The organism is Deinococcus peraridilitoris DSM 19664 (assembly GCF_000317835.1).
Lineage (GTDB): Bacteria > Deinococcota > Deinococci > Deinococcales > Deinococcaceae > Deinococcus_A > Deinococcus_A peraridilitoris.
The window spans coordinates 3,477,136-3,498,275 of the sequence record NC_019793.1; the positions used below are offsets into that span (position 1 = coordinate 3,477,136).

At 65.1% G+C, this 21,140-nt stretch carries 24 protein-coding genes; 6 read left to right on the plus strand and 18 right to left on the minus strand.

What is annotated here, in order from left to right:
* Positions 1-50: 50 nt before the first annotated feature.
* From DEIPE_RS16860 to DEIPE_RS16895, 8 genes are all read right to left on the minus strand, one after another.
* A complete protein-coding gene (locus tag DEIPE_RS16860) occupies positions 51-1,721 on the minus strand; it encodes a glycerol-3-phosphate acyltransferase (protein ID WP_015237184.1) in 1,671 nt (556 codons plus the stop codon).
* A gap of 71 nt (positions 1,722-1,792) precedes the next feature.
* Positions 1,793-2,926: an acyltransferase gene (locus DEIPE_RS16865; protein WP_157448909.1), complete on the minus strand. Its 1,134-nt coding sequence runs from the start codon at positions 2,924-2,926 to the stop codon at positions 1,793-1,795.
* Positions 2,927-3,051: 125 nt separating this feature from the next.
* A complete protein-coding gene (locus DEIPE_RS16870; RefSeq protein ID WP_015237186.1) occupies positions 3,052-4,983 on the minus strand; it encodes a S9 family peptidase in 1,932 nt (643 codons plus the stop codon).
* 129 nt (positions 4,984-5,112) lie between these two features.
* Positions 5,113-5,667, minus strand: a complete 555-nt coding sequence (mobA, locus tag DEIPE_RS16875) for a molybdenum cofactor guanylyltransferase (protein ID WP_015237187.1) — start codon at positions 5,665-5,667, stop codon at positions 5,113-5,115.
* A 43-nt stretch (positions 5,668-5,710) separates the two neighbouring features.
* A complete protein-coding gene (locus tag DEIPE_RS16880) occupies positions 5,711-5,983 on the minus strand; it encodes an HNH endonuclease (protein ID WP_015237188.1) in 273 nt (90 codons plus the stop codon).
* 138 nt (positions 5,984-6,121) lie between these two features.
* Positions 6,122-6,952: a PIG-L deacetylase family protein gene (locus tag DEIPE_RS16885; protein WP_015237189.1), complete on the minus strand. Its 831-nt coding sequence runs from the start codon at positions 6,950-6,952 to the stop codon at positions 6,122-6,124.
* A gap of 63 nt (positions 6,953-7,015) precedes the next feature.
* Entirely contained in the window at positions 7,016-7,237 is a 222-nt protein-coding gene (locus tag DEIPE_RS16890; protein ID WP_015237190.1) for a hypothetical protein, read from the minus strand.
* Positions 7,238-7,346: 109 nt separating this feature from the next.
* Positions 7,347-7,853, minus strand: coding sequence for an Hsp20/alpha crystallin family protein (locus tag DEIPE_RS16895; protein ID WP_015237191.1), 507 nt, complete (start codon positions 7,851-7,853; stop codon positions 7,347-7,349).
* A gap of 349 nt (positions 7,854-8,202) precedes the next feature.
* On the opposite strand from DEIPE_RS16895, the gene pyrR reads away from it, so the two are divergent.
* The 3 genes from pyrR to DEIPE_RS16910 are packed head-to-tail and all read left to right on the plus strand — an operon-like array spanning position 8,203 to position 10,903.
* Entirely contained in the window at positions 8,203-8,709 is a 507-nt protein-coding gene (gene pyrR, locus DEIPE_RS16900; RefSeq protein WP_052326813.1) for a bifunctional pyr operon transcriptional regulator/uracil phosphoribosyltransferase PyrR, read from the plus strand.
* Positions 8,706-9,620 carry an aspartate carbamoyltransferase catalytic subunit gene (locus DEIPE_RS16905; protein WP_015237194.1) on the plus strand — a complete coding sequence of 305 codons (915 nt, stop codon included), beginning with the start codon at positions 8,706-8,708 and terminating at the stop codon, positions 9,618-9,620. The genes pyrR and DEIPE_RS16905 overlap by 4 nt, the downstream gene beginning before the upstream one ends.
* Positions 9,617-10,903 carry a dihydroorotase gene (locus tag DEIPE_RS16910; RefSeq protein ID WP_015237195.1) on the plus strand — a complete coding sequence of 429 codons (1,287 nt, stop codon included), beginning with the start codon at positions 9,617-9,619 and terminating at the stop codon, positions 10,901-10,903. Before DEIPE_RS16905 ends, DEIPE_RS16910 begins: the two co-directional genes overlap by 4 nt.
* Before the next feature lie 105 nt (positions 10,904-11,008).
* On the opposite strand, the gene DEIPE_RS16915 is transcribed toward DEIPE_RS16910, so the two are convergent.
* From DEIPE_RS16915 to hemB, 4 genes are all read right to left on the minus strand, one after another.
* Positions 11,009-12,103 (minus strand): quinone-dependent dihydroorotate dehydrogenase, encoded by a 1,095-nt coding sequence (locus tag DEIPE_RS16915; RefSeq protein ID WP_015237196.1) that lies wholly within the window; start codon positions 12,101-12,103, stop codon positions 11,009-11,011.
* Between the two features lie 119 nt (positions 12,104-12,222).
* A complete protein-coding gene (locus DEIPE_RS16920) occupies positions 12,223-13,356 on the minus strand; it encodes a branched-chain amino acid ABC transporter substrate-binding protein (RefSeq protein ID WP_015237197.1) in 1,134 nt (377 codons plus the stop codon).
* 255 nt (positions 13,357-13,611) lie between these two features.
* Positions 13,612-14,067 carry an RrF2 family transcriptional regulator gene (locus tag DEIPE_RS16925; RefSeq protein WP_015237198.1) on the minus strand — a complete coding sequence of 152 codons (456 nt, stop codon included), beginning with the start codon at positions 14,065-14,067 and terminating at the stop codon, positions 13,612-13,614.
* A gap of 110 nt (positions 14,068-14,177) precedes the next feature.
* Positions 14,178-15,218 (minus strand): porphobilinogen synthase, encoded by a 1,041-nt coding sequence (gene hemB, locus DEIPE_RS16930; protein WP_015237199.1) that lies wholly within the window; start codon positions 15,216-15,218, stop codon positions 14,178-14,180.
* A 149-nt stretch (positions 15,219-15,367) separates the two neighbouring features.
* Here hemB and DEIPE_RS16935 point away from each other — a divergent pair, with 149 nt between their 5' ends.
* Entirely contained in the window at positions 15,368-16,147 is a 780-nt protein-coding gene (locus DEIPE_RS16935; protein ID WP_015237200.1) for a serine/threonine-protein kinase, read from the plus strand.
* Between the two features lie 52 nt (positions 16,148-16,199).
* The gene (holA, locus tag DEIPE_RS16940; RefSeq protein ID WP_015237201.1) at positions 16,200-17,132 is read left to right on the plus strand and encodes a DNA polymerase III subunit delta; all 933 of its coding nucleotides are present in this window, start codon (positions 16,200-16,202) and stop codon (positions 17,130-17,132) included.
* Positions 17,133-17,139: 7 nt separating this feature from the next.
* Here the strand turns inward: holA and DEIPE_RS16945 are convergent, their stop codons facing one another.
* The 6 genes from DEIPE_RS16945 to DEIPE_RS16970 form a co-directional block, all read right to left on the minus strand.
* Positions 17,140-17,376: a hypothetical protein gene (locus tag DEIPE_RS16945; protein ID WP_015237202.1), complete on the minus strand. Its 237-nt coding sequence runs from the start codon at positions 17,374-17,376 to the stop codon at positions 17,140-17,142.
* Complete coding sequence (locus tag DEIPE_RS16950) at positions 17,373-17,927, minus strand: DJ-1/PfpI family protein (RefSeq protein WP_015237203.1); 555 nt, start codon at positions 17,925-17,927, stop codon at positions 17,373-17,375. Before DEIPE_RS16950 ends, DEIPE_RS16945 begins: the two co-directional genes overlap by 4 nt.
* Before the next feature lie 122 nt (positions 17,928-18,049).
* Positions 18,050-18,259, minus strand: coding sequence for a hypothetical protein (locus tag DEIPE_RS16955; protein WP_041230960.1), 210 nt, complete (start codon positions 18,257-18,259; stop codon positions 18,050-18,052).
* 40 nt (positions 18,260-18,299) lie between these two features.
* Positions 18,300-18,644 (minus strand): DUF3208 domain-containing protein, encoded by a 345-nt coding sequence (locus DEIPE_RS16960; RefSeq protein ID WP_015237205.1) that lies wholly within the window; start codon positions 18,642-18,644, stop codon positions 18,300-18,302.
* Entirely contained in the window at positions 18,641-19,291 is a 651-nt protein-coding gene (locus DEIPE_RS16965) for an HAD family hydrolase (protein ID WP_015237206.1), read from the minus strand. The genes DEIPE_RS16960 and DEIPE_RS16965 overlap by 4 nt, the downstream gene beginning before the upstream one ends.
* Positions 19,288-19,977 carry a hypothetical protein gene (locus DEIPE_RS16970; RefSeq protein ID WP_041231687.1) on the minus strand — a complete coding sequence of 230 codons (690 nt, stop codon included), beginning with the start codon at positions 19,975-19,977 and terminating at the stop codon, positions 19,288-19,290. The genes DEIPE_RS16965 and DEIPE_RS16970 overlap by 4 nt, the downstream gene beginning before the upstream one ends.
* Before the next feature lie 157 nt (positions 19,978-20,134).
* Here DEIPE_RS16970 and DEIPE_RS16975 point away from each other — a divergent pair, with 157 nt between their 5' ends.
* Positions 20,135-21,139 carry a DHH family phosphoesterase gene (locus DEIPE_RS16975; protein ID WP_015237208.1) on the plus strand — a complete coding sequence of 335 codons (1,005 nt, stop codon included), beginning with the start codon at positions 20,135-20,137 and terminating at the stop codon, positions 21,137-21,139.
* The last annotated feature ends 1 nt before the right edge of the window (position 21,140 follow it).

Consider the following 21,140-nt stretch of genomic DNA (forward strand, 5'->3'; position numbering starts at 1 on the left):
GGGCGCAAGTCAGGCAGTGGCGTGAGCTGTCGTGGCGACGTGGTGAGAGGTCAGTCGATTACGCGGAAACCGAGCTTTTCGGCCTGATCCACGAAAAAGTTAATATTCTCGGTTTTGGTTTGCGGTCCGAGCGACTTGCGCTCATGCTCTCCCGTCGCGGCGATGATCAGGGTTTCGGCCAGGCAGGCCGGCACGTTGCTCTCGCCGAACTTGACGTCGATGTTGGTGCGCATCTGACCGGGCGGACGCACCACGCCCCCGGGTATGACACGCACGCCGGGCAGCAGGGCGACGGTGTCGTGTACGTCGGCGGGGCGTCCTTCGTCGAAGATCCAGGCCCCGTGCTTGACGTGCTCGGGAAAGATCACCGGATTCGGGTCCGAGGTGGCGCTGAAGATCAGGTCGGCCTCCCTGATCGTCGCAATGTCGATGGTGGTGACAATCTCGGTGTCGGGGTTGAGGCGTCTCAGGCTGGCGGCGCTGCGCTCCAGGCGCTCCAGGTCCCGTCCGACCAGAATGACCTTGCGGACCTGCGGGGTGATGGTGCGCGCGATTCCGAAGGAAACCACGCCATTGGCACCCACGACGGCCGCCACAGCCTGCTTGAGATCGCGTCCTTCATTTTCGAAGTGGGACAGGATGCCCGGAATGGCCGCCTTGATCGTTCCGGCGGTATAGGCGCCGCCGTTGGTCACGGTGATTTCGGGCACAGCGCTCTGGACGGCCTCACCTTTGTTGCCGACCACGCTCCAGAATGCCCCCAGGCCGACCACGCTCGCGCCCAGCTCGTGAGCGAGCCGCGCCCCCTCGATAGCGCGCTTCACCGCCAGCTCAGGCTGGTTCTGGATGACGTCGGGCAGCAATGGGCTCGACAGTAGGTACATGCGGATCTCGGTGCCGTCGCTCGTCTTGATGCCGCGCAACTCGCCCAGCTTCATAGGCCGCAGCTGGGCTGCAAACGCGCGTACGCTGCGTTCGGTCAGGACCCCGCGCTCGACGAGCGGCTTCATCCAGGCGAATCGGCGGGTTTCCCAGAAATCAGCCACCGTGAGCGGGTGAATCATGAATGCCGTCACCACCTGCTTGGGGTTCTTGCCGCGCATCGGTACGTCGTCTCCGACGCGCGGTTCGGTGCCGTCCACGATTCGGCCCAGGTTTTCCTTGAAACGCCAGGCCGAGAGGGCCAGCAGCGCCCAGCCGGCCAGTTTGGCTGCTGTGGGAAGAGCACTCAGGGAAAGCGCGATCGCAAAGACGCTGAGCCCAGCGACCGTCGCGGCAGACGCGAAGCCGAACAGGCCGATGACCGCTGCCCACACGACCAGCGGCAGCAAGGTGATCCACAGGCTCAGGCCGCCGACATACAGGCCGGCGAACACTCCCAGCAGCACCAGGTTTCCGCGTCCGCGCGGAGGCAGGTGGGGAAACAGAAAGCGGGGTGGGTAAAGGTGCCCGGCAAAGGCCGCGAGGCCCGCCATGACGGCCACCTCGGCCTGCTGGAGGCTGGAGGCCATCAGCACCGCCAGGAAGCCCTTGAGCAGGTCAAGGGCCGCGCTCGCCAGGGCCGCTGTGGGTCCAAGCTGACGCACGACATTTTCCACGCCAAGGTTATAGGCCGAGACCGTGCGGGGGTTGAAGCCCAGCCGGGTCAGCAGCCAGTACCCGAGTGGCAGGCTGCCCACGACGTACGCAAGCACGAGCAGCACCAAGGCAAGAAACAGCATGATGAAATTCTAGCCCACGGTCATTGCCGGAGCGCGCTATGGCTTGATCGCACGAACTGGCCCGAGAAGCCTCAACGGCCGAACAGCCACAGCGAAAGACGGCTTCCTTTGAGCGCGTGGGCGATGCCCAGCGGAATGGCCAGGGCCAGCACCGCGTAGCCCAGCAGGGTCAGGACAAACAGCACTGTCTCACCCGGGTAGCCCCAGCGGTTGAAGAAAAACAGGACCGCTGGGTGAATCAGGTAGACCTGCAGGCTTGAGGCGCCCAGCAGGGCAAGGGGACGTTGCAGCCACACCGGACCTCGGGCCAGGGAGTGCGCCACCCCGAACAGCGTCAGGGCCATGGCCGTCGTATACACCCAGTTGGCCGAGCTGTACTCGATCGTATTCACCCGCCCGCCGCTGAGCACGGTCACGCCCTGAGGGATGTACCAGATCAGGGCGAACAGCGCAGTTCCGACGATCCAGGGACGGTAGCGGAGCCAGAAACGCTCGAACGAGGAGTAGTGCGCACCGAAGTACATGCCCAGCGTGATTGCCGGGATGTACCAGAGGGCCATGGTCCCCGGATAGCGGAAATTGATCAGGGGGCTGCGATTGAGAAAGTACACGGCAAACTGCAGCGCGAACGCCGCGCTCAGCATGACAAGAAAGGGTGGTGTACGCCGCACGAGCGGCAGCAGCAGGGGCAGCACCAGATAAAACTGCAGGGCGATCAGCAGGAAATACAGGTGAAAGTAGCCCTTGCCGTACTGCAGCCACAGCTGCCAGCGTGTCGCGTCGGTCAGCACGCTCGGCGGGTCCTGGCTGGTGAATACGCGAAACAGGACGTAGAGCACCGTCCAGAGCACGTAGGGCAGCAGCGACTTCTTGACGCGGTTCCAGTAATATCTGCCGGGCCGGAAGTCTTTCAGGGCCGCGCGTGTCAGCACGACCGCCGTCATGAACAAAAAGGCGGGAACCGCGAAGTGCAGGGTGCGGTTCGTGATCATCAGGGCTTCGCGCAACAGGGTATCGGGCTGGGTGAAACGCAGGGCCACGCCGCTGAGGTGATGTAGGACGACCTCCAGAATGGCCAGGCCGCGAAACAGGTCGATGGCGGCAATGCGCGCCGCACCGTGTTTGGCCAACGTGTGCGCTTCGTCGGTTGACGCGGTCTCCGCTGGAGGTGTCGTGAGTGCTGGGGCAGCGGGTCGCGTGGTCATGGCGAATGCCCAGTTTACCGAATAAAGTTGCTTCTCACCTGAAGGACACCTGAGGATCAAGACTGCGGCAGGAAGCCAGGACATCAGCTTCCTGCCGCAGCCTCACGGCGCTCTGCCCGAGAGACTCAGGCCAGGTGACGGTCCAGCCAGGCGAGGTACTCGCCGAGGCGCGCCAGGCGGCGGTCCGGACGTCCCGAGCGCGACAGCTCATGGTTTTCGCCGGGAAAGCGTACAAAGCGCGTCTCGACGCCCAGCAGCTTAAGCGCGGTGAACCACTGCTCGGCCTGCTCGACGGGGCAGCGGTGGTCTTCCTCCGAGTGAATGATCAGGGAGGGTGTCCGGACTTGCCCGACGTACTTGAGCGGGCTCATGTCCCACAGACCGGCGATGTCGCCTTCGCGGATGTATTCGAGGCCCAGCTCGTCACGCCAGAAGCGCGGCGCAATATCGGAGGTGCCGTTGAAGGCGACCAGATTGCAGATCGAACGGTCGGTCACGGCCGCGCGAAAGCGCGAGTCGTGACCGACGATCCAGTTGGTCATGTACCCGCCGTAGCTGCCGCCCATCACGGCCGTGCGCGCGCGGTCGAGGTCAGGGAAGCGCTCCAGGCAGGCGTCGAAGAAGGCCAGCAGGTCGGCGTGATCGATGCTGCCCCAACGCCCGTAGATCGCCTCACTCCAGGCCTGACCGTATCCCACCGAGCCGCGCGGATTGCAGTAGCACACTGCGTAGCCGCGCTCGGCCAGCAGCTGGAATTCATGCATGAAGCCGTGCCCGTACGCCGTATGCGGACCGCCGTGAATGGTCAGCAGGGCTGGACTTCCCTGGAGTTCGGGCCGCAGCACCCAGCCTTCGATTTCGCCGTCTTCGTTCTGGACGGTCACGCGCTCGGCCCTGCGGCGTGGGAAGTCGCCGAGGGTACTCGCAAGGTCGGTGATTTTCTTGCCGTTCAGGTACACCTCAGGATAGTCGTGGTCGCTTTCCAGCAGGTAGGCGCTGCCGTTCGCGTTGGCCGTGAATCCTGCCACGACCTGGCCCGGATGGAACACCCGTTCGCGTTTGTCACCCTGCAGGAGTTCGAAGAGCCCGCAACTCCCACCGACCGTATACAGCAGCGTGAGGGTGTCTCCGAGCCACACTGGGCGGCCCGGAAAGCTGCCGACGTGGCAGTCTCCCGCGACGATGTTGCCCACCGGGAAATCAACCTGTGCGTCGAGGCGGCGGGGTGCGCTGTCGGGTGCGCGCAGGGAAAACTCGAACACGTGCGGATCTTCGGTGTTCCGTTTGTCGCCCGGATGCCCGACGGCAACGAAGCGCTCTCCGGAGGGATGCACGGCCAGGCCGCTCAGGCTGGATCCCCAACGGGTCAGCTGGCGGACTTCTCCGGACAGGTTGACGTCGAAAACCTCACTTTCCCACAGCGCCTCTTTGTGTTCGTCCACTGATGACACGAACAGCAAGCCCGAGCCGTCCAGCTTCCACACGAAGTCCGAGATCTCGCTTGGGGGGGCATGCAGGATTCGCGCCTCTCCACTCTCGACGTTCAGCAGGTACAGGTCACGCGTCTTGTCGGGCAGAAAGCCGGCGCCGTTGAACTTGTAGCGCAGCTTCTCGACCACGCGGGCCTCACCACGGTCCGGGCCACGGTCCTCGAAGTCACCGCGTGACAGGAAGGCCACCGTCAGGCCGTCAGGGCTCCACTGGCCTTCTCCGACGCCGGACTTCAGCGCCGTGAGCTGCCTCGCCTCACCGCCCGAGAGGGACAGCACGAAAAGCTGGGGTTTGTCTTCGCGGTCTGACACAAACAGCAGCTGCGAGCCGTCCGGTGACCAGCGCGGCGCACTGTCGCGCTTCAGGCCGGCGGTCAGCTGACGCACCCCGCCCTGCCCTCCCAGGTAGACGGCGCTCTTATACCTGGGTTTGGGATATTCCGGGTCGGGCTTTCGTGGATCTTCTTCTTCGATGCGGGTCAGGACGTACGCCACCTGCTGCCCGTCGGGCGATACTTGCGGATCGGACGGAAACACGAACTTCAGCAGACTGTCAGGTTGTAGCACCTGCTGGTTTTAACACGAGCGGCCGGTCGCACGAACCCGACCGGCTTTCAATTTCCGGCCACTCGGCCATTTGGCGTAGGGACGGAGGCCCGAGTGACCGCGCAACGTGGCGGGTCTGCCAGGCGGCGCTCAGGGCGCGTCAGCCGGATAATTGACATTATGAAACAGCGACGCTCCCAGGTCGGCCAGGGCAGGCCAAGGCAAGAAACAGGTCTCGCTGGCCGTCAGGACCTCTCGCAGCCGACGCTCACCGCTGTCCAGCAGGCGGCTGACTGCGGGAAGCAGGTTCGCGTGGTACAGCGCCGCCAGCGGCTGAGGCCTTCCGTCGTGATCGAGCGGGCACACGGCCAGCGCGTGGTGACACCGCTGACGGGCGAGAAGCTGCCAAAAGAGCGGGGTGAGGTGCGGCAGGTCCACCGCCGCGAAGGCCAGCCAGCCGGGCACCTCGGAAAGCGCGCTTTCCAGACCGGCCAGTGGTCCTTCGCCGGGTCGCCCGTCCGGAATGGTTCGCCACGATGGCAGGTCATATTTTCCAGGCGGGGCGATCAGCAATTTCGGCGAGCACATCTCCAGGCTCCCCGCCACGTGCTCGAGCAGGGTGCGGCCCTGCCAGAGGTGGCGCGCCTTGTCCGCGCCGAAGCGCCGTGAAGCGCCACCTGCCGTGATCGCCGCCGCAAGGTCCATGCGCGCAGCATAGCGAACTCGGCCTGTGTGGCACTTTGGAGCCTCAGCCACGCCGGACGCGCACGTGGGTCTGTGGACTTTGTTTGCGCACCCATTTCAAGAAGCGCTCCATGGCCGGGTGCGAAACGCGTTTGTCGCGCGTATTCAGGCTGCGTGCCAGCTCCTCGTTGGAAAACAGCACGTGCAGCTGGCGGTGGCAGGCCAAACAGATCAGCAAGGTGGGCAGCGCCTCGCCGCGCCTGCCCTGCGAACGCGGCACGAGGTGATGCACCGTCAGCTTCGGCACGTCTCGCTCGCACAGCTGGCACAGGGACACGCATCCCACTACAGCAGGGCACGGTGAAGGAGGGAGTATCAAGCGCTCAGGGAAAGTTAAGTACCTCCCACTCGAGTTTGGGTGTTCTCCCAAACTCGAGTCGAGCGGGGGCGAGCAGGAAAGCGTGTCTGCCCACACTTACGTGTCCAAATGCTCGAAGCCGCTTAGGCCATCGAAAAATCCCCGGAGAGGATAAGACGGCACGGCGGCGCGGGAACCGCCCAGGCTGAACGATTCCCGATGAACCAGGTCACGCTGATGTCGCTCGCGCTCCTCGTGGGACAGCTGGCCCATCCGGGAACTCGGGCCGGTCTGCGTGCCGTGGGCGCGCAGCGCCGCGAGCTTGTGCTCGGCGAGGGCGCTGACGTTGAGGCTGACCGCCAGCGTCTCGTCGCTGACGCCGTAACGTTCGGGCTCGTAATCCATGGGCATGCCGGTCTCGGCGAAGCGGCGGGTGAAGGCCACGGGCAGGGCGGTGAAGAACAGCCGCCGCAGGCCGGAGTAGCGATGACCGCCTGAGAAGAACGCGGCGCTCGCGGCGCGGTGAATGACCAGATGGTCGATGTGCCCATAGCCGCCGTGCGGATCGAAGGTCAGCATGACCTGGGGGCGCACCTGCCCGATCAGTTCGAGCAGGCGGCCTTCCACCTCGAAGGGGTCCACGTTCATGAGCGCCCGTGGGTCATTCGTGCGCACCCGTTCCTGTCGACCGGAGTCGTGGTAATCAAGAAAGACTGCGTCAGGAATGCCGAGCGCCTGACAGGCGGCCTGCAGCTCGGCCTCACGAAAACGCCCCAGGTCCTCGACGGTAAGGCTGGGGTCGGTGATCTTGCCTGCCTCACCGCGCGTGGCGCAGGCCAGGGTGATACGCACGCCCTGTCTGGCGTAGTGCGCGAGCGTACCGCCGCTGGAAAAGGCTTCGTCGTCCGGATGAGCAAAGACCGCGAGCAAAGAGGGCTGGTCGGGCATGCGTCATCTTGAGGAATTCGCATAACGGGACAATGCGGGGAAAGTCGCGTTTCCGGGGTGAATTCACTCCTCTGTGGCAGCGAGTTGGAGGCCGCGCCGGTAAAAATCGAGGAGTTCCTCGGTCCAGGTCTGGTAGATTTTCCGGCGGTTGTGCGCGTCAGCGCGCTCGAGCGCTTCGCCGAGCTTCTGGAAGAAATGGCTGCCCTGCTCTCGCATCGCGCGTGCTGTCCAGTACACTTCGGCGTGCATCAGCTCGTGGAGCCGCTGTTCCGTCTCTTCGCTCATGGCGCAAGTTTAATCACCCTGAACGACGGTGAGCCAAAGCGGTCGTGCAGAATAGAGGAAGCGGACCTGAAAGGTCCGCCTCCTTCTTTACCTGTTGCCGGATGGTGGATTACGAGGACAGGCTGGCTTCGCTCTGACTTTCCTGCATGGCCTGCGGACGCTGCGCCGCTCCCGCTTCGAGGGTTTGCACGGCGTCGTTGGACATTCCCTTGATGGGGATGCTGCGGCGCTGGGCAGCCTCGGCGCGGGGTACGCGCAGGCTCAGGGTGCCGTGGGCATACAACGCTTCGATCTTGCCGAGGTCGTAGCGCGGGGGTACGTTGAAGGTGCGCACGAAGGTGCCGTAGGCGCGCTCGACACGGTGCGCGGTGCGCCCGCCCTGATCGTATTTGCGCTCGGCCTGCACGGTCACGGTGTTGTTTTCGGCTTCCAGCTTGATGTTGCCAGGGTCGATGCCAGGCAGGTCGAGGCTGATGTCCAGACCACCGTCATCCTCGTGGATGTCGACAGTGGGGGAGAAGCGCTGCGAAGTGTGGTTGCTGGTGCCCGAGCCGAACATGCGGTCGACGCGCTGCTGAAGTTCCTCGATGTCGCGGAAAGGATCAAATCGCATCATGAGTTCCTCCTGAAGGTGGTGTTTCTGGGGTCGAGGGCGACTTTATTTTCGCTGCGCCCCACTGATCCCCTACGCCCAACATATTAAAACCTGAGTCTGGTGTTGTCAAGTAACCTAATGGCCGACAGTTTGCTTGCACCCGGTGTGTTCAGGAGGTGTAGAATCTGCTGGACCTTTAACGCGGTACCGAGAAACCGCACGCGCCCCGCGAGGCGAGAAGGAGACAACATGAGAAACAGCCTGCATACGACCCACCGCCTGAACACGCTGGGCGGCTTTTTTTTGCCACGGCGAGCCGCGCAGGAGGGTCCTCGTGGAATTTAAGGCCAACATTCTGAGCGCCGACGAGATGAAGCGCGCCCTGACCCGCATCGCTCACGAGATCCTCGAGCGCAACAAGGGCGCCGAGCACCTTGCGCTGATCGGCGTGCATACCCGTGGCATCCCCCTGGCGGCACGCTTGGCCGCGAAACTGCGCGAGCTCGAAAGCACGGACGTGCCCCTGGGCAAGCTGGACATCACCCTCTACCGTGACGACCTGAGCGAAATCGCGCACCAGCCCATCGTCCGGCGCACCGAGGTGCCTTTCGACCTCGCGAGGCGGCGCGTCATTCTGGTTGACGACGTGCTCTACACCGGCCGCACCGTGCGGGCTGCCCTCGACGCACTGATCGATCTGGGCCGTCCCGAGGGCATCCAGCTGGCCGTGCTGGTCGACCGCGGTCACCGCGAGCTTCCCATCCGTGCCGACTACGTGGGCAAGAACCTGCCCACCGCCCGCGACGAGGTGGTCAAGGTCAAGCTCCAGGAAACCGACGAGGTCGACGCCGTCGAGCTGTGGGAGGACGCGCGATGAGGAGTTTGCTCGACTTCGGTGGCTGGAGCGAGGCGCGCGTGAACGCCATCTTCGACACCGCCGACGTGATGAAAGAAGTGCTGGCGCGCCCGGTCAAGAAAGTTCCCGCCCTGCAGGGCCTGACCATCTGCACCGCCTTTTTCGAGAACAGCACCCGCACCCGCATGAGTTTCGAACTGGCCGCGCGCCGCATGAGCGCGGACGTGGTGACCTTTGCAGCGGGAGCGAGCTCCCTCAGCAAGGGCGAGAGCTTGCGTGACACGGTCGAGACGCTTGGTGCCATGCAGGTCGACGCCTTCATCGTCCGGCACGAAGCTTCCGGAGCGGCCCACCTCGTGGAGCGCTACAGCGGGAAGCCCACCATCAATGCCGGAGACGGGCGACGCGCTCATCCGACCCAGGCGCTGCTGGACGCCTACACCCTGCGGCGCGAATTCGGAGACCTGGCGGGGCGGAAAGTGGCGATCATCGGCGACGTGCGTCATTCGCGCGTCGCACGCAGCAACGCCGAACTCCTGCCCATGCTGGGCGCGCGCGTCACTCTCTGCGGGCCTGCCACACTGCTTCCCGGTGAACTCGCGCGGCGCGGCGTGACGCTCACCACCGATCCTCACGAGGCCGTGAAGGGCGCCGACGCCGTGATGGCCCTGCGGCTGCAGCATGAACGCATGAACGCAGGCTACCTGGGCAGCCTGCAGGAGTATGCGCGGCACTATCAGGTCAACGACGCCCTGCTTTTGCGGACCGGTGAACACGCCGTGGTGATGCACCCCGGCCCCATGAACCGTGACCTCGAAATCAGCGGTGAGACCGCGTCGGGACCGCGCTCCAGAATCGTGCAACAGGTCGAAAACGGCCTGGCGGTGCGCATGAGTGTGCTGTACCACCTGCTCGTCGGGAGGGGCGAATGATTACCAGACTGCAAAACGTGAAACGGCTCGGCGCCGAGCTCGGTGCCGGGGCCCTCGAAACCCTGTTCTTCGAAGACGGCGTGATTCTCGGCTGGAACCTGGACCGCCAGGCAGACCAGACCCTGGACGGTCGGGGCGGCACGGTCGTGCCGGCCCTGATCGAGCTGCACGCCCACCTGCGCGAGCCGGGTCAGGAGGAAAAAGAAGACCTGGAAAGCGGACTCGCGGCGGCCGCTGCCGGAGGCTACGGCACGGTCGTCAGCATGCCGAACACCGCGCCCGTCGTCGATGACCCCGCGCTCGTGCGCAGCCTGATCGCCAAGGCCGAGGGGCTCGGTTACGCCCGGCTGCGGCCCGCTGCCGCCCTGACCAAAGGCCAGAAGGGTGAACAGCTCGCCGAACTGGCCCTGCTGAAAGAAGCGGGCGCGGTGACATTCACCGACGACGGCCGGACCAACGAGGACGCCCGCATGCTGCGTCTGGGCCTCGAATACGCTCACAGCCTGGGTCTGGTCGTCAGCGTCCATGCCGAGGACGCCACCCTGCGGGCCGACGGCGTGATGAACGAAGGAGCGGTCAGCGAGTCACTTGGCCTGCCCGGGAACCCGGTTGCGGCCGAAGCGGCCCGGGTCGCGCGTGACGTGGAACTCGCCCGACTGACCGGCGCCCGCCTGCACATTCAGCACCTTTCCAGCGCGCGTGCCCTGGAGATCGTGCGCCGTGCCAAGGCTGACGGCATTGTGGTCACTTGCGAAGTCTGCCCGCACCACCTGACCCTCACTGACGAGGCGCTGCGATCGTTTGACGCCATGTACAAGGTCGCTCCGCCCCTGCGTACCCAAGCCGACGCCGAGGCCCTGCTCGAAGGCCTGCGCGACGGCACTGTCGATTGCCTGGCCACCGACCACGCCCCGCACACCAGCGCCGAGAAAGAGCGTGACCTGCTGCAGGCGCCCTTTGGCATTCCCAGCATCGAAGTGGCCTTTCCCCTGATGTACACCCGCTTCGCGGACGTGCTGGGCCCTGCCAAGATCGTAGAGCTGTTCACTTCCGCCCCCGCGCGGGTGATGGGCTGGACGCTGCCCTCGCTGGAGGAAGGCGCGCCCGCCGACCTGACCGTTCTGGACTTCGAAACCGAGCGTGAGGTGAAGGTGAGTGAGTTCAAAAGCAAGGCCAGGTTCAGTCCCTGGGCTGGGGAGAAGCTGCGCGGCTGGCCGGTGCTGACGGTGGTGGGCGGTCGGGTCGCGTTTGAGCGGGCAAGCAGGCCCGACACGAACTCCTAGCGATCTGGCGGCACCTCGGTCACTTGCGTTGAACTTAAGCGATATGCGCCGACGAGAATGATCTCGTCGGCGCAGTCAGATGAGGGCAGAGGCACTTTGGCGGCCTTACCGATGGTCTGCGCCCACCGCCTGCGCGACGTTGTCAAAGCCGTTGCGCTGCAGCAGCGCTTCGAGCCCCTCGTTGATGCTGCGCAGCACCTCGGGCCCCTCATAGATCAGGGCGGTGTAGATCTCGACCAGGCTGGCGCCCGCCCGGATCTTCTCGTAAGCGTCCTGCGCGCTGAATACCCCGCCCGACGCCACAATGGGAAGTGCGCCCTGGGTCAGCGCGTAGACCCGACGCACCAGCGCGGTGGAGCGCTCGCGGAGGGGCTGACCGCTCAGACCGCCCGCCTGCTGGCGGTGGGGGCTGCTGAGGCCTTCGCGGCTCAGGGTGGTGTTGGAGACGATGATGCCCTGAACGCCCGCAGCCCGGACTGCGTTCACGGTGGTCTGCAGGGCGTCGTCGTCCAGGTCCGGCGCGATTTTCACCAGAACTGGCTTGTGTTGCAGCTGCCGCACGCGCTGCACGTCTGCTTCCTGCAGTACGGCACGAAGCAGCCCGAGCAGCTCCCCGCCCCCCTGCAGGCTGCGCAGCCCTGGCGTGTTCGGGGAGCTGACGTTCACCACGAAGAAGTCGCCGTAGGCATACAGCTCGCGCAGGCACTCGCGGTAGTCCTCAGCCGCCTGCTCGTTGGGCGTGTCCTTGTTCTTGCCGATGTTCACCCCGACCGGCACGGGATGACACACAAAGGCGGCCAGGCGACGCGCCATGGCCTGCGCGCCCTCGTTGTTGAAGCCCATGCGGTTGATTAGGGCTTTGTCTTCGGGAAGCCGAAAAAGCCGAGGACGTTCGTTGCCGGCCTGGGGCCTGGGGGTGACGGTGCCGACCTCCAGAAAGCCCAGGCCAATGCGTGAAAGCGCGTCCACGGCCTGCGCGTTCTTGTCGAGTCCGGCTGCCAGTCCTACGGGAGACGGAAAGCGCAGGTCCCACAGATGGCTCTCCAGCCGCTTGGAAGCAGGCACGGCGTACAATGCCGCGAGCAGGGCGCGCCCTGCGGAAAGCCGTTGCGCCGACGACAGTCCGCGTAAGGTGAGGTGATGGGCGTTTTCGGCGTCCAGGCGAAAGAGCAGGGGTTTGAGCAGGCGACGGTAGGGCATAGCGAATCGTCGTGCAGTCTAGTACGCCGGCGCTCGCCCGTGTGCCGATTGACCTGTTCGGGCAAACAAGGAATGCGGGCTTCCTTCAGGAAGCCCGCACCAGCTGGGATGCTTTGCGCTCAGGGACGCACGATGGTGATGCGCTGCACGTCGGGAACGAACACATCGTTGACCTTCATCACGAACAGCGGCGCCCGCTGGCGGTCGCCCTTCTGGTCGAAGGCGATGGCGCCCGTGACGGCGCGGTCGAGGTTGACCTTGCGCAGGGCGGCCATCACCTGTGCGCGGGTCGGCGCGGTGTTCGGGGTTTTGGCGGCGTCGCGGATGGCGCTCAGCATGGCGCGTGTCGCGTCGTACGCGAACAGCGCACGAATGTTCGGCTCACTCTTGTAGGTGGCCTTGAACTTCTGCACGAACAGGAAGCTGTTGCTGAAGCGGTTGACCGGGCCGTACACCGTGGTGAATACGGTGCCGCGCGCGCTGGCCTGCCCGCTGCGGTAAAAGTTCGGGCTGTCCAGCGCGTCACCCCCGGCGAACAGGGTGGTGGCGTCCACGGCGCGGTACTCGTTCAGAAAGCCCAGCGCGCCGTCGTACTGCCCGCCGTAATAGATCATGTCGGGCTTGCGACCGGCCACCAGCTTGATCAGGTCGTCAAAGCCGCTGCGCTTGGTGGTGCTGACGCGCCCCAGAATCTCCATGCCGGCCGCTCCGGCCGCCTTGACGAACGATTCGGCCAGGCCGTCGCCGTAAGTTGTGGAGTCGCTCAGTACGTACACACGCTTGGCCTTGAGAACCTCGTTGGCGTACTGCGCCATAACGACGCCCTGGTCGTCGTTGCGGGCCACCACACGGTTGACGTTGGGCAGGCCGCGATCCGTGAACTCGTTGGCGGTCGAGTTCGCCGAAATCTGCGCGAGGTCACCTGTGCGCAGCACGTCGCTCAGCGCGATGCTCACGCCCGAGGCGAGCGAGCCGACCACACCGACGAACGTCGGATCGGCCACCACTTTTTTGGCCTGGTTGATACCCACTGTGGCGTTGCCCTGGTCGTCGAGGGCTTCGAGCTTCACATCGACGCCAAGACGGCGCAGCTCGGGAGCGTAATCGCGCATGGCCAGCTCCGCACCCTGGCGGATGGCTTCGCCGCCCGTCTGAAGTGAGCCGCTGAGCGGCGCGATCACGGCGATTTTGACGGTGGAGACGGCGGCAGCCTGCGATGCCAGCAGCACCAGAACCAGCATTGATTTACGCATATAAACCTCGGAGGAAGAGACGGTGGAGTACGGGCGAGGGCCTTGCTGTCACGAATGAGCAGGCCCTTAAAAGACCCTCATAGAACTTATAGCATTGAGGTCTGCAGTACAGGCGTGAAAAAGTCAGCACCACTCATGAGGCGAATGGTGAGGCATTCGATAGGCGCTGCCAGGGTAGTGCGTATCAGGTGGCAGGACCCGAAACCAAGAAACCGCCGCGCCGACCTGATGTCGTGCGGCGGTTTCCGGTGACCCTCAGCGCCCGAGGTAGTTTGTCTCGAGCTGAACCAGACGGCTCTGCTCGATCAGCAAATTTTCGTGAATGAGGTCGGCGAGTGTGGTGCCTCCCAGGACGTCGCGCACCGCCTCTTCTACCCGGCGCCACAATCCTTCCGTAGCGCAGGCGCCCGCGCGCTCGCAGTTGCCTTCGTCTTCCAGGCAGGACACCGGTGAGAGACTGCCTTCCATCGCCACCACCACGTCCCAGGCCTGAATCAGCTCGGGTGAGCGTGCCAGCCGGTACCCGCCGTGTGCGCCACGCACCGAGCGGATGAATCCGCTGCGGCGCAACTGGGCGGCGAGCTGCTCCAGGTAATGCTGGCTGATGTCCTGCTTCTCTGCCACGTCCTTGAGTGGAACCGCTTCTCCGGGACGCTTGCCAATTTCAATCAGCGCCCGCAAGCCGTATTGCGCTTTTGTCGAAATCCACATTTCTGCCCCTTTTGCGAAACGACCCTGACGCGCCCTGCGTCGGTGAGGTGGTTTCTGATGCTTCAGTTTAAAGCAGGGAAACTCGTAAGGCAATTACGAGTTTCCCTGCTTCAGGCTTCACGCAGCCAGCGCGCCGCATCCAGCGCGTGATAGGTGATGATGGCGTCCGCCCCTGCGCGGCGCATGCCGCCCAGGCTTTCAAGGACCACCCGGCGTTCATCGAGGATGCCCGCGCGTGCGGCCATTTTTACCATGGCGTACTCGCCTGACACGTTGTAGGCCACCAACGGCAGGTCGAAATGCTCGCGAACGCTGCGCAGCACGTCCAGATAAGCCAGCGCCGGCTTGACCATCAAAAAGTCGGCTCCCTGCGCCACGTCAAGCCGCGCTTCGCGCAGGGCTTCGCGGTAACCGCCCAGCGGATCCATCTGATAGCTGGCGCGGTCACCCATTGCCGGCGCGCTGTCGGCGGCGTCACGAAAGGGACCGTAAAAGGCCGAGGCGTATTTCACGGCATACGACATGATCGCGGTGTCGTGAAAACCGTTGGCGTCGAGGGCCGAGCGGATGGCGCCCACCATGCCGTCCATCGCGGCGCTCGGCGCGATCACGTCGGCACCCGCGCGCGCCTGGCTGACGGCCGTGCGGGCGATCAGCGCCAGCGCCGCGTCATTGTCGACTGTGGCGCCGCCGGGACCGTGCAGGTGCAGCGGTCCGCAGTGGCCGTGGCTGGTGTATTCACACAGGCAGGTATCGAAGATCACGGTGAGTTCGGGGAGCTGGCGCTTCAGTTCGCGCGCCGCACGCTGCACCACACCTTCTTCCGAGTAGGCGCCGCTGCCCAGCTCGTCCTTCTCGCTGGGAATTCCGAACAGGACCACCGAGGACACGCCGAGCTCCTGCCCGTGCGCAGCTCGCTCGACCGCGCGCGTCACATCCTGGCGCCAGACGCCCGGCATCGAGGAAATTTCAGCTTCCCCGGGACTTTCATGCACAAAGAGCGGCAAAATCAGCTGGTCCGGGCGCAGGCTGGTTTCCCGTACCAGCGCGCGCAGGGCACGGGTGCGCCGCAGACGGCGCGGACGCTCGGTCAGTGGGCTGGACGTGCTGGGCTCGTGATTCTGGCGCGACTCCGGAAGGCGAGAGGTCATACTTTAAACCTAGCGCAGGCTGGAAAGAACAAAGGAGCGTCCGGCAGGGTTCCGGCGGGCTGCCGCAACGCGAATGGAAGGACCCATAAAAGTGCCTACTGCTGCGAGCCTGAACAGTTTCGGGACGGACAGCAGGATAGAATCACCCTGTGTTCTCGCGCTTGCTGCACGAACGTATCCGCCCCGTCGAGGTGCTGCAAGAGCGGCTCGGGACGCGGGTGGAGCGGGCAGTGTGGCGTGGCGAACAGGTGCTCGTCAAGACGCTCACCAGTGACGATCCGGAAATGATCATGCGCTTTCAGCGTGAAGGCGACATCGCGGCACGGCTGAGCACCCATCCGAACATTGTGCCCTTGCTGGGGCACACCAGAACGCAGCTGATCTACCGCTTCATCGAAGGAGGCGATCTGCGCTGCAAGTTTGAGCGTGGCGTGCTGGAAGTCCGTGAGGCAGTCGACCTGATGCGCGGTCTGATGGCGGCCATCGGTCACGCGCATGCCCGGGGGATCACCCACCTGGACCTCAAACCGGAAAACATCCTGCTCGAAGGTGGGCGGGTGCGCGTCACCGATTTCGGCCTGTCGCACGATCGCGCCGCACCGCGCATCACCCGCCTGGGAGAGCGCTTCGGCACACCGCACTACATGCCGCCCGAACAGTACAAGGGCGTCCGCAACGATCCGCGCAGTGACCTGTACAGTGCGGGCGTCATTCTGTTTGAGGCGCTCGCGGGTACTCCGCCGTACCGCGACCCCTTCAGCTGGCTGGCTGGCATTCGTGACGAGCGCGTGCCGCTGCCGCACCCCCAGGCGCTGCACCCGCTGCTCGAAATGGCGCTGGCGCGTGATCCTGCAAGGCGCCCGTCGAGCGCCATCGCCTTTCTGATCGAACTGGAGCGCGCAGCCGAACAGTTGCGCCTGGACGGATAGCGCCGAGAGGAGACATGGGCGCTTCGTTTGGCCTTCGGGGCAGCGTCCCTGCGTGCAGCTGCGATTGGTGTTCTATGCTGAGGGTGTGATTCTGGGCTTCACCGGCAACCGTTTTCTGGTCGAGCAGACTGCCCGCCGGGTTCTGGCCGAGCGCGGACTCACCCTGCGTGACCTGCCGCGTCTGGGCGGTGAGGACGTGAACACCGAGGTGCTGGCACCGTTGCTGGTGCCGTCGCTGTTCGGTGAGGCGTCCGTGGTGGTGGACCTCGAGGGAGTCAAGGTCGGCAAGGAACTGCTCGATCTGCTCAGCGGCGCCGACGCCACCGTCGCTGTTCTGGACGCTGCGGCGCCCGCGACCCGGCTCAAGCTGTATCAGAATCGCGGCGAACATTTCGCTTCGCCTGCGCCCGAAAAGCCCGGTGATGTTGCCGGATGGGTGGCGGTGCGCGCCCGTGAGCACCAGCTCAAGCTCGACCGCGACTCGGCGCTGTACCTGGCCGAGGTTTTTGGCAGCGACCTGGCGTCAATCGAGGGAGAGCTGACCAAGCTGGTTTTTGTGGACGGCCGGCTTGACCGCCAACGGGTCATGCGTGTGGTAGGTCGAGAGACGCCAGGGGACAGCTTTGCCATGCTGGGCGCCGCCACGACCGGGCGGCCTCAGGAAGCCCTCGCGCAGCTTTCACGGCTGCTCGGTGGCGGTGAGGACGCCTTCAAGCTGATGGGAGCGGTGGTGTGGCAGTACAGCCTGGTGGCGCGTTGCGTGGCACTGCTGCAGGAGGAACGCAGCGTGAATGAGCAGACGGCTGCCACCCGGCTCGGGGTCAGGCCATACCCGGCCAAAAAGGCCCTGGACGTCGCGCGCCGCCTCAGCGAAGCCAAAATCCGCAGCCACCTGTGCCGCATCCTCGAAGCGGACCAAGGCATGAAAAGTGGCGCGGACCCCGAGCTGACGCTGGAACGTCTGATGGTCAACCTCAGCCTGTAAGGTGAGATCAAACGACAAAAGCGCGCACGCCCGACGCTGCCAGTGCCGTCAGCCAGGCGTCCCGGGCCAGTTCCACGCGTTCGGACTGAAGGCCGGTCAACGTGATCAGCAGGCGCTCGCCTCCTCGGGCATCTCTGCCGAATTGCAGCATCACATCGATGTCGGGCCAGGCGGACTGTAACGACTGCAGGGAAGCCTGTGCCGGGTTTGGCGTGACCATCAGCCGCTCAGTGTAGGGCGTCACGCGGCGCCGTAGCCCAGGCGCCGCGCTGCCCCGGTCGCGGCGGCCGTACCCCACAGGCGCGCCGCGAGGCACAGGGCGGCGTCCAGGGCGCCAAGACCACCGTGGGAACTGATGCGGTCCGAGTCCTCGGACAGGCCCCCCGAAAGCACGTCCGAAGGTGAATACCCCCAGACGGTATCTTCCAGATCCGCTGAGGTGGAGACCACCAGGCCTTCCAGCAGTCCGGCCTCACCGAGCGCCAGTACGCCGCTGCCCGAGGCGGCCATCGGAACACCCCGCGCGTGCTGTGCCCGCAGAAAAGACTGGACCAGCGGATCGCGGCTCATCCGGGCAGCGCCCACGCCGCCCGGAACGAAAACCCCTTCAGGCGGCTCAAGTGCGGCGAACATCACTTCCGGTGTCGTGACCAGGCCTCCCGAGCCCACCACCGAGGCGCGCGAGCGGGCGACGGTGCGCGTCGCACCGTCGCCTCCGGCCAGGCTGAACACGCTGAGCGCCGCGCCAAGCTCGAGTTCCAGCACGCCGGCGTAGACCAGCACGGCCACGCTCATGTGTCACGCTCACGGGAACGGCGCGGCGAGAATTGAACAGGGAATTTCTGGATGAATCTCGGCAACTCTGCTCCTTTTCAGCACTTTGTCCAACGGTTTCGCGCTCAGCCCGCACACCAGTGTTAGGCGCGGCGCTCGGCAGTGTGGAAGCTCAGCCGGTACGCCCGGCGCGCGAGAGGCGGCTCGACGACGCCGTACTCTGCCATGACCTGCAACGCTTCCTGCGGCAGGCGTTCAATACGTCGCAGGTACTCGAGGGCCGTTTCGATGCGGTCAAAGCGTCGCGGGTGCGGGTCCTCGCCGCAGTACAGGTCCAACCAGCGCAACGTCATCGCCCCAGTGTAATCCAAGCGTGTCATCTGGTCGGCCCACTCACAGTTCGCGCAGGTCTTCCCACAGCTGCCAGCCGACACCCGGCGGAGTCCGCTCCAGCAGGGGCCCCAACGCTTCGGAGAGCCCCTGCGCGTGAGCGTGCAGCGTGTCGTTGTCAGGCCGGCGTTCGTATACTCGGAAAGTCGTGAACTGGTAAAACACCTGCGATGAGGTAAGCTCACCGTTCTCGAAAAAGGCAAAGGGAGGCGTGACCTCGTCCCAGACCAGCCGGGCGCCCGACAGTTCCTGGGGCAGGTAACCGGAGAGCTCGATACCCGCGTCGCGCGGATGCCACAGGTATCCCTGCAGCAGGCGGATGGGCTGTAGTTCCTCGGACTCCGTCAAACGCGCTCCACGTCGGTCAAGGGCACGCGCAGCCAGCCCTGCAGGTCGCTCAGGAACTCGGCGTGGCGGGTGTGGTCGTAGAGCAGTCCGTGAAAGCCGTGCGCCTGGGCAGCTGCGATATTCTCTGGCACGTCATCCACGAAGGCACACGTTTCGGGAAGCACGTTCAGCGCGTCCACCAGGGCCTGAAATGCCTTGGCGGAAGGTTTCTTGTGACCGATCTCGTTGCTGAAAACCAGCGCATCGAAGCGCCCGAATTCCGGATCCTGGCGCAGCACGTCGCTGACCACCGGGTAGTTGTTGCTCAGCAGGCCCACGCGAACACTGCCGGGCAGTTGTGCCAGCGCGCGGTACATCGCTTCATTGCGCACCACCGAGCCGAGATACAGGTCACGAAAGTCCTCGTAAGGTACAGCGCCGATCTGAAGGCGCTCCGCGAACTCTTCCCAGAACGCCGGAAGGGTCCATTCACCCACCTCCAGGTGATGGATCAGTGCAAAATAATGCGTTCGGACCACATCGACGTCGAGCGCGTACTGTTTTGCCAGCCGCTCGGTGGAACGGCCGTCGAAGGTTCCGATGGTGAACACGCCGCCCCAGTCGAACGCCACGTGCCGCGCCGCGTTCGAATTCGTTGCCTTGGTCATTTCTCTCCTTTGACGTCGAGCAGGACGCCCCGCCGGGCCCAGGCCGACATGTTGAGGCTACGCAGGAAACGCCATGCCCGCTCCCAGTCTGTATATGTCGCGAGGCGCACCCCACGGCCGTCACGCTGCACCTCGCTGCGGTGAGCCGCATGCGCGGCCTGAACGTCAAGCCCGGGCAGGTGACGCAGCGCCACTTCCTCACTCAGCGAGGGTGCGGGCAGCGTGAGGACCGTGCTGGTCAGTACGGCCGCAAATCCCGAGGCGCGGTCCCGAAGCAGGGTCAGGAGCTGCGTGCTGGGGGTTTCGCTGTGCTCGCTGAGGGTTTCGCTCCAGACGATGCGCGCGGCAGTGTCACCTTCGCCGGTCAGGGCCAGCTGATGCCGCGCGCCCTGGAGTCCTGGGGCGTAGAACGCGCCGTGCTCGGCAAATCCCAGGGCAGCGTACGCTTCGCGCATGCTGCGGATTTTGCGGGTGTGGTCGCTCGTCGCTCCCCAGGCTCGCCCATCCTCGGACGAACCGGAAAGCGGCTCGAAGCGCAATTCGTCGGGAATTTCCGCTCCGCGAAAGGCTTTCTGCTCCATGCGGGCGCGCGACAGGTCGGGACGCAGCCGCTGCGCGGCCTCGACGCCGAGCAGCAGCTCGAGTTCCTCGCCGGTCAGGGCGGCGAGGTTCAAAAAAGGCGCCACGAGCGGAGTATACGTGACCAGGACCGGGAGACGCACAGCAAGCCCGGTTGGCGGGCAGGTCAGGGCTTTCCGTTGGCCCGGCCGTCCCTCATGGGCGGCCCGGCTGAAGGCCCGCTGCGCCGCACCTCGCGCCTCAGGGGCATCTTATACTTCCAGCATGACCGCTTCGAACGCCTCCGAACCACACTACGCGGAGCTGACCCGCGCCATCGCAGACAAGCTGCGCCGTCACCCCGGACCGATTGTGGTGCTTTCGCACGTCGATCCGGATGGAGACGCGCTGGGAAGCTGTCTCGGTCTCGTGCGCGCCCTGCGCAGCCTGGGCCACGACGCGCGGATGTACATGCGCGTTCCGCGCTATCTGGGATATTTCCTGGCCGAAGGCGAAGCGCAGGAGGCCCTGGGCGCCTGGCCCGAGGGGGCACTGCTGGTGGTGCTGGATGTCGACAACAACGACACCGGGCGGGTCGCGGGAGCTGACCTGGCTTCCTTCACGGGTCAGGTCATCAATGTCGATCACCACGGCACGAACAAACGCCGGGCCGACCTCGGACTGGTCGACCCGACTAAGGCGGCCACCGCCCTGATGGTCAAGGACCTGATCGAGGCGCTGGGCGTGCCCTGGACCCCAGAGACCGCCACGCCAGTCCTGCTGGGCATCAACACCGACACCGGTTCGTTCCGGTTTTCCAATACCACGCCCGAGGTGCTGCGCGCGGGCGCCGATCTGGTCGAGCACGGCGCGCAGCTGGCCTGGATCAACGAGATGCTCGCCCAGCAGCCCCGCGCCTACTTCGCCCTGCTCGAACTGGTACTGGGCAGCATGGAGTTTCTGATGGACGGCCGGGTGGTCACGGCGCGCGTCGACGAGGCCATGCTGCACCGCACGCAGTCGAGCTGGGACGACGTGGAGTCATATGTCAGTACCATCCGCTCGGCCGAGGGAACCGAGCTGGCCTGCCTGTTCAAGGATTACGGTGAGCGCGTCAAGCTGTCGCTGCGCTCACGAGGGCGGGTGAGTGCTCAGAACATCGCCGTGGCCTGTGGTGGCGGTGGCCACGTGGCCGCTGCGGGCGCGACGGTGACGGGTTCGTACGCGCAGGTGCGGACCAGGTTCGAGGAGGAAGCGCGGCGCGAGTTCGAGCGAGTCGGTCTGATCTGAG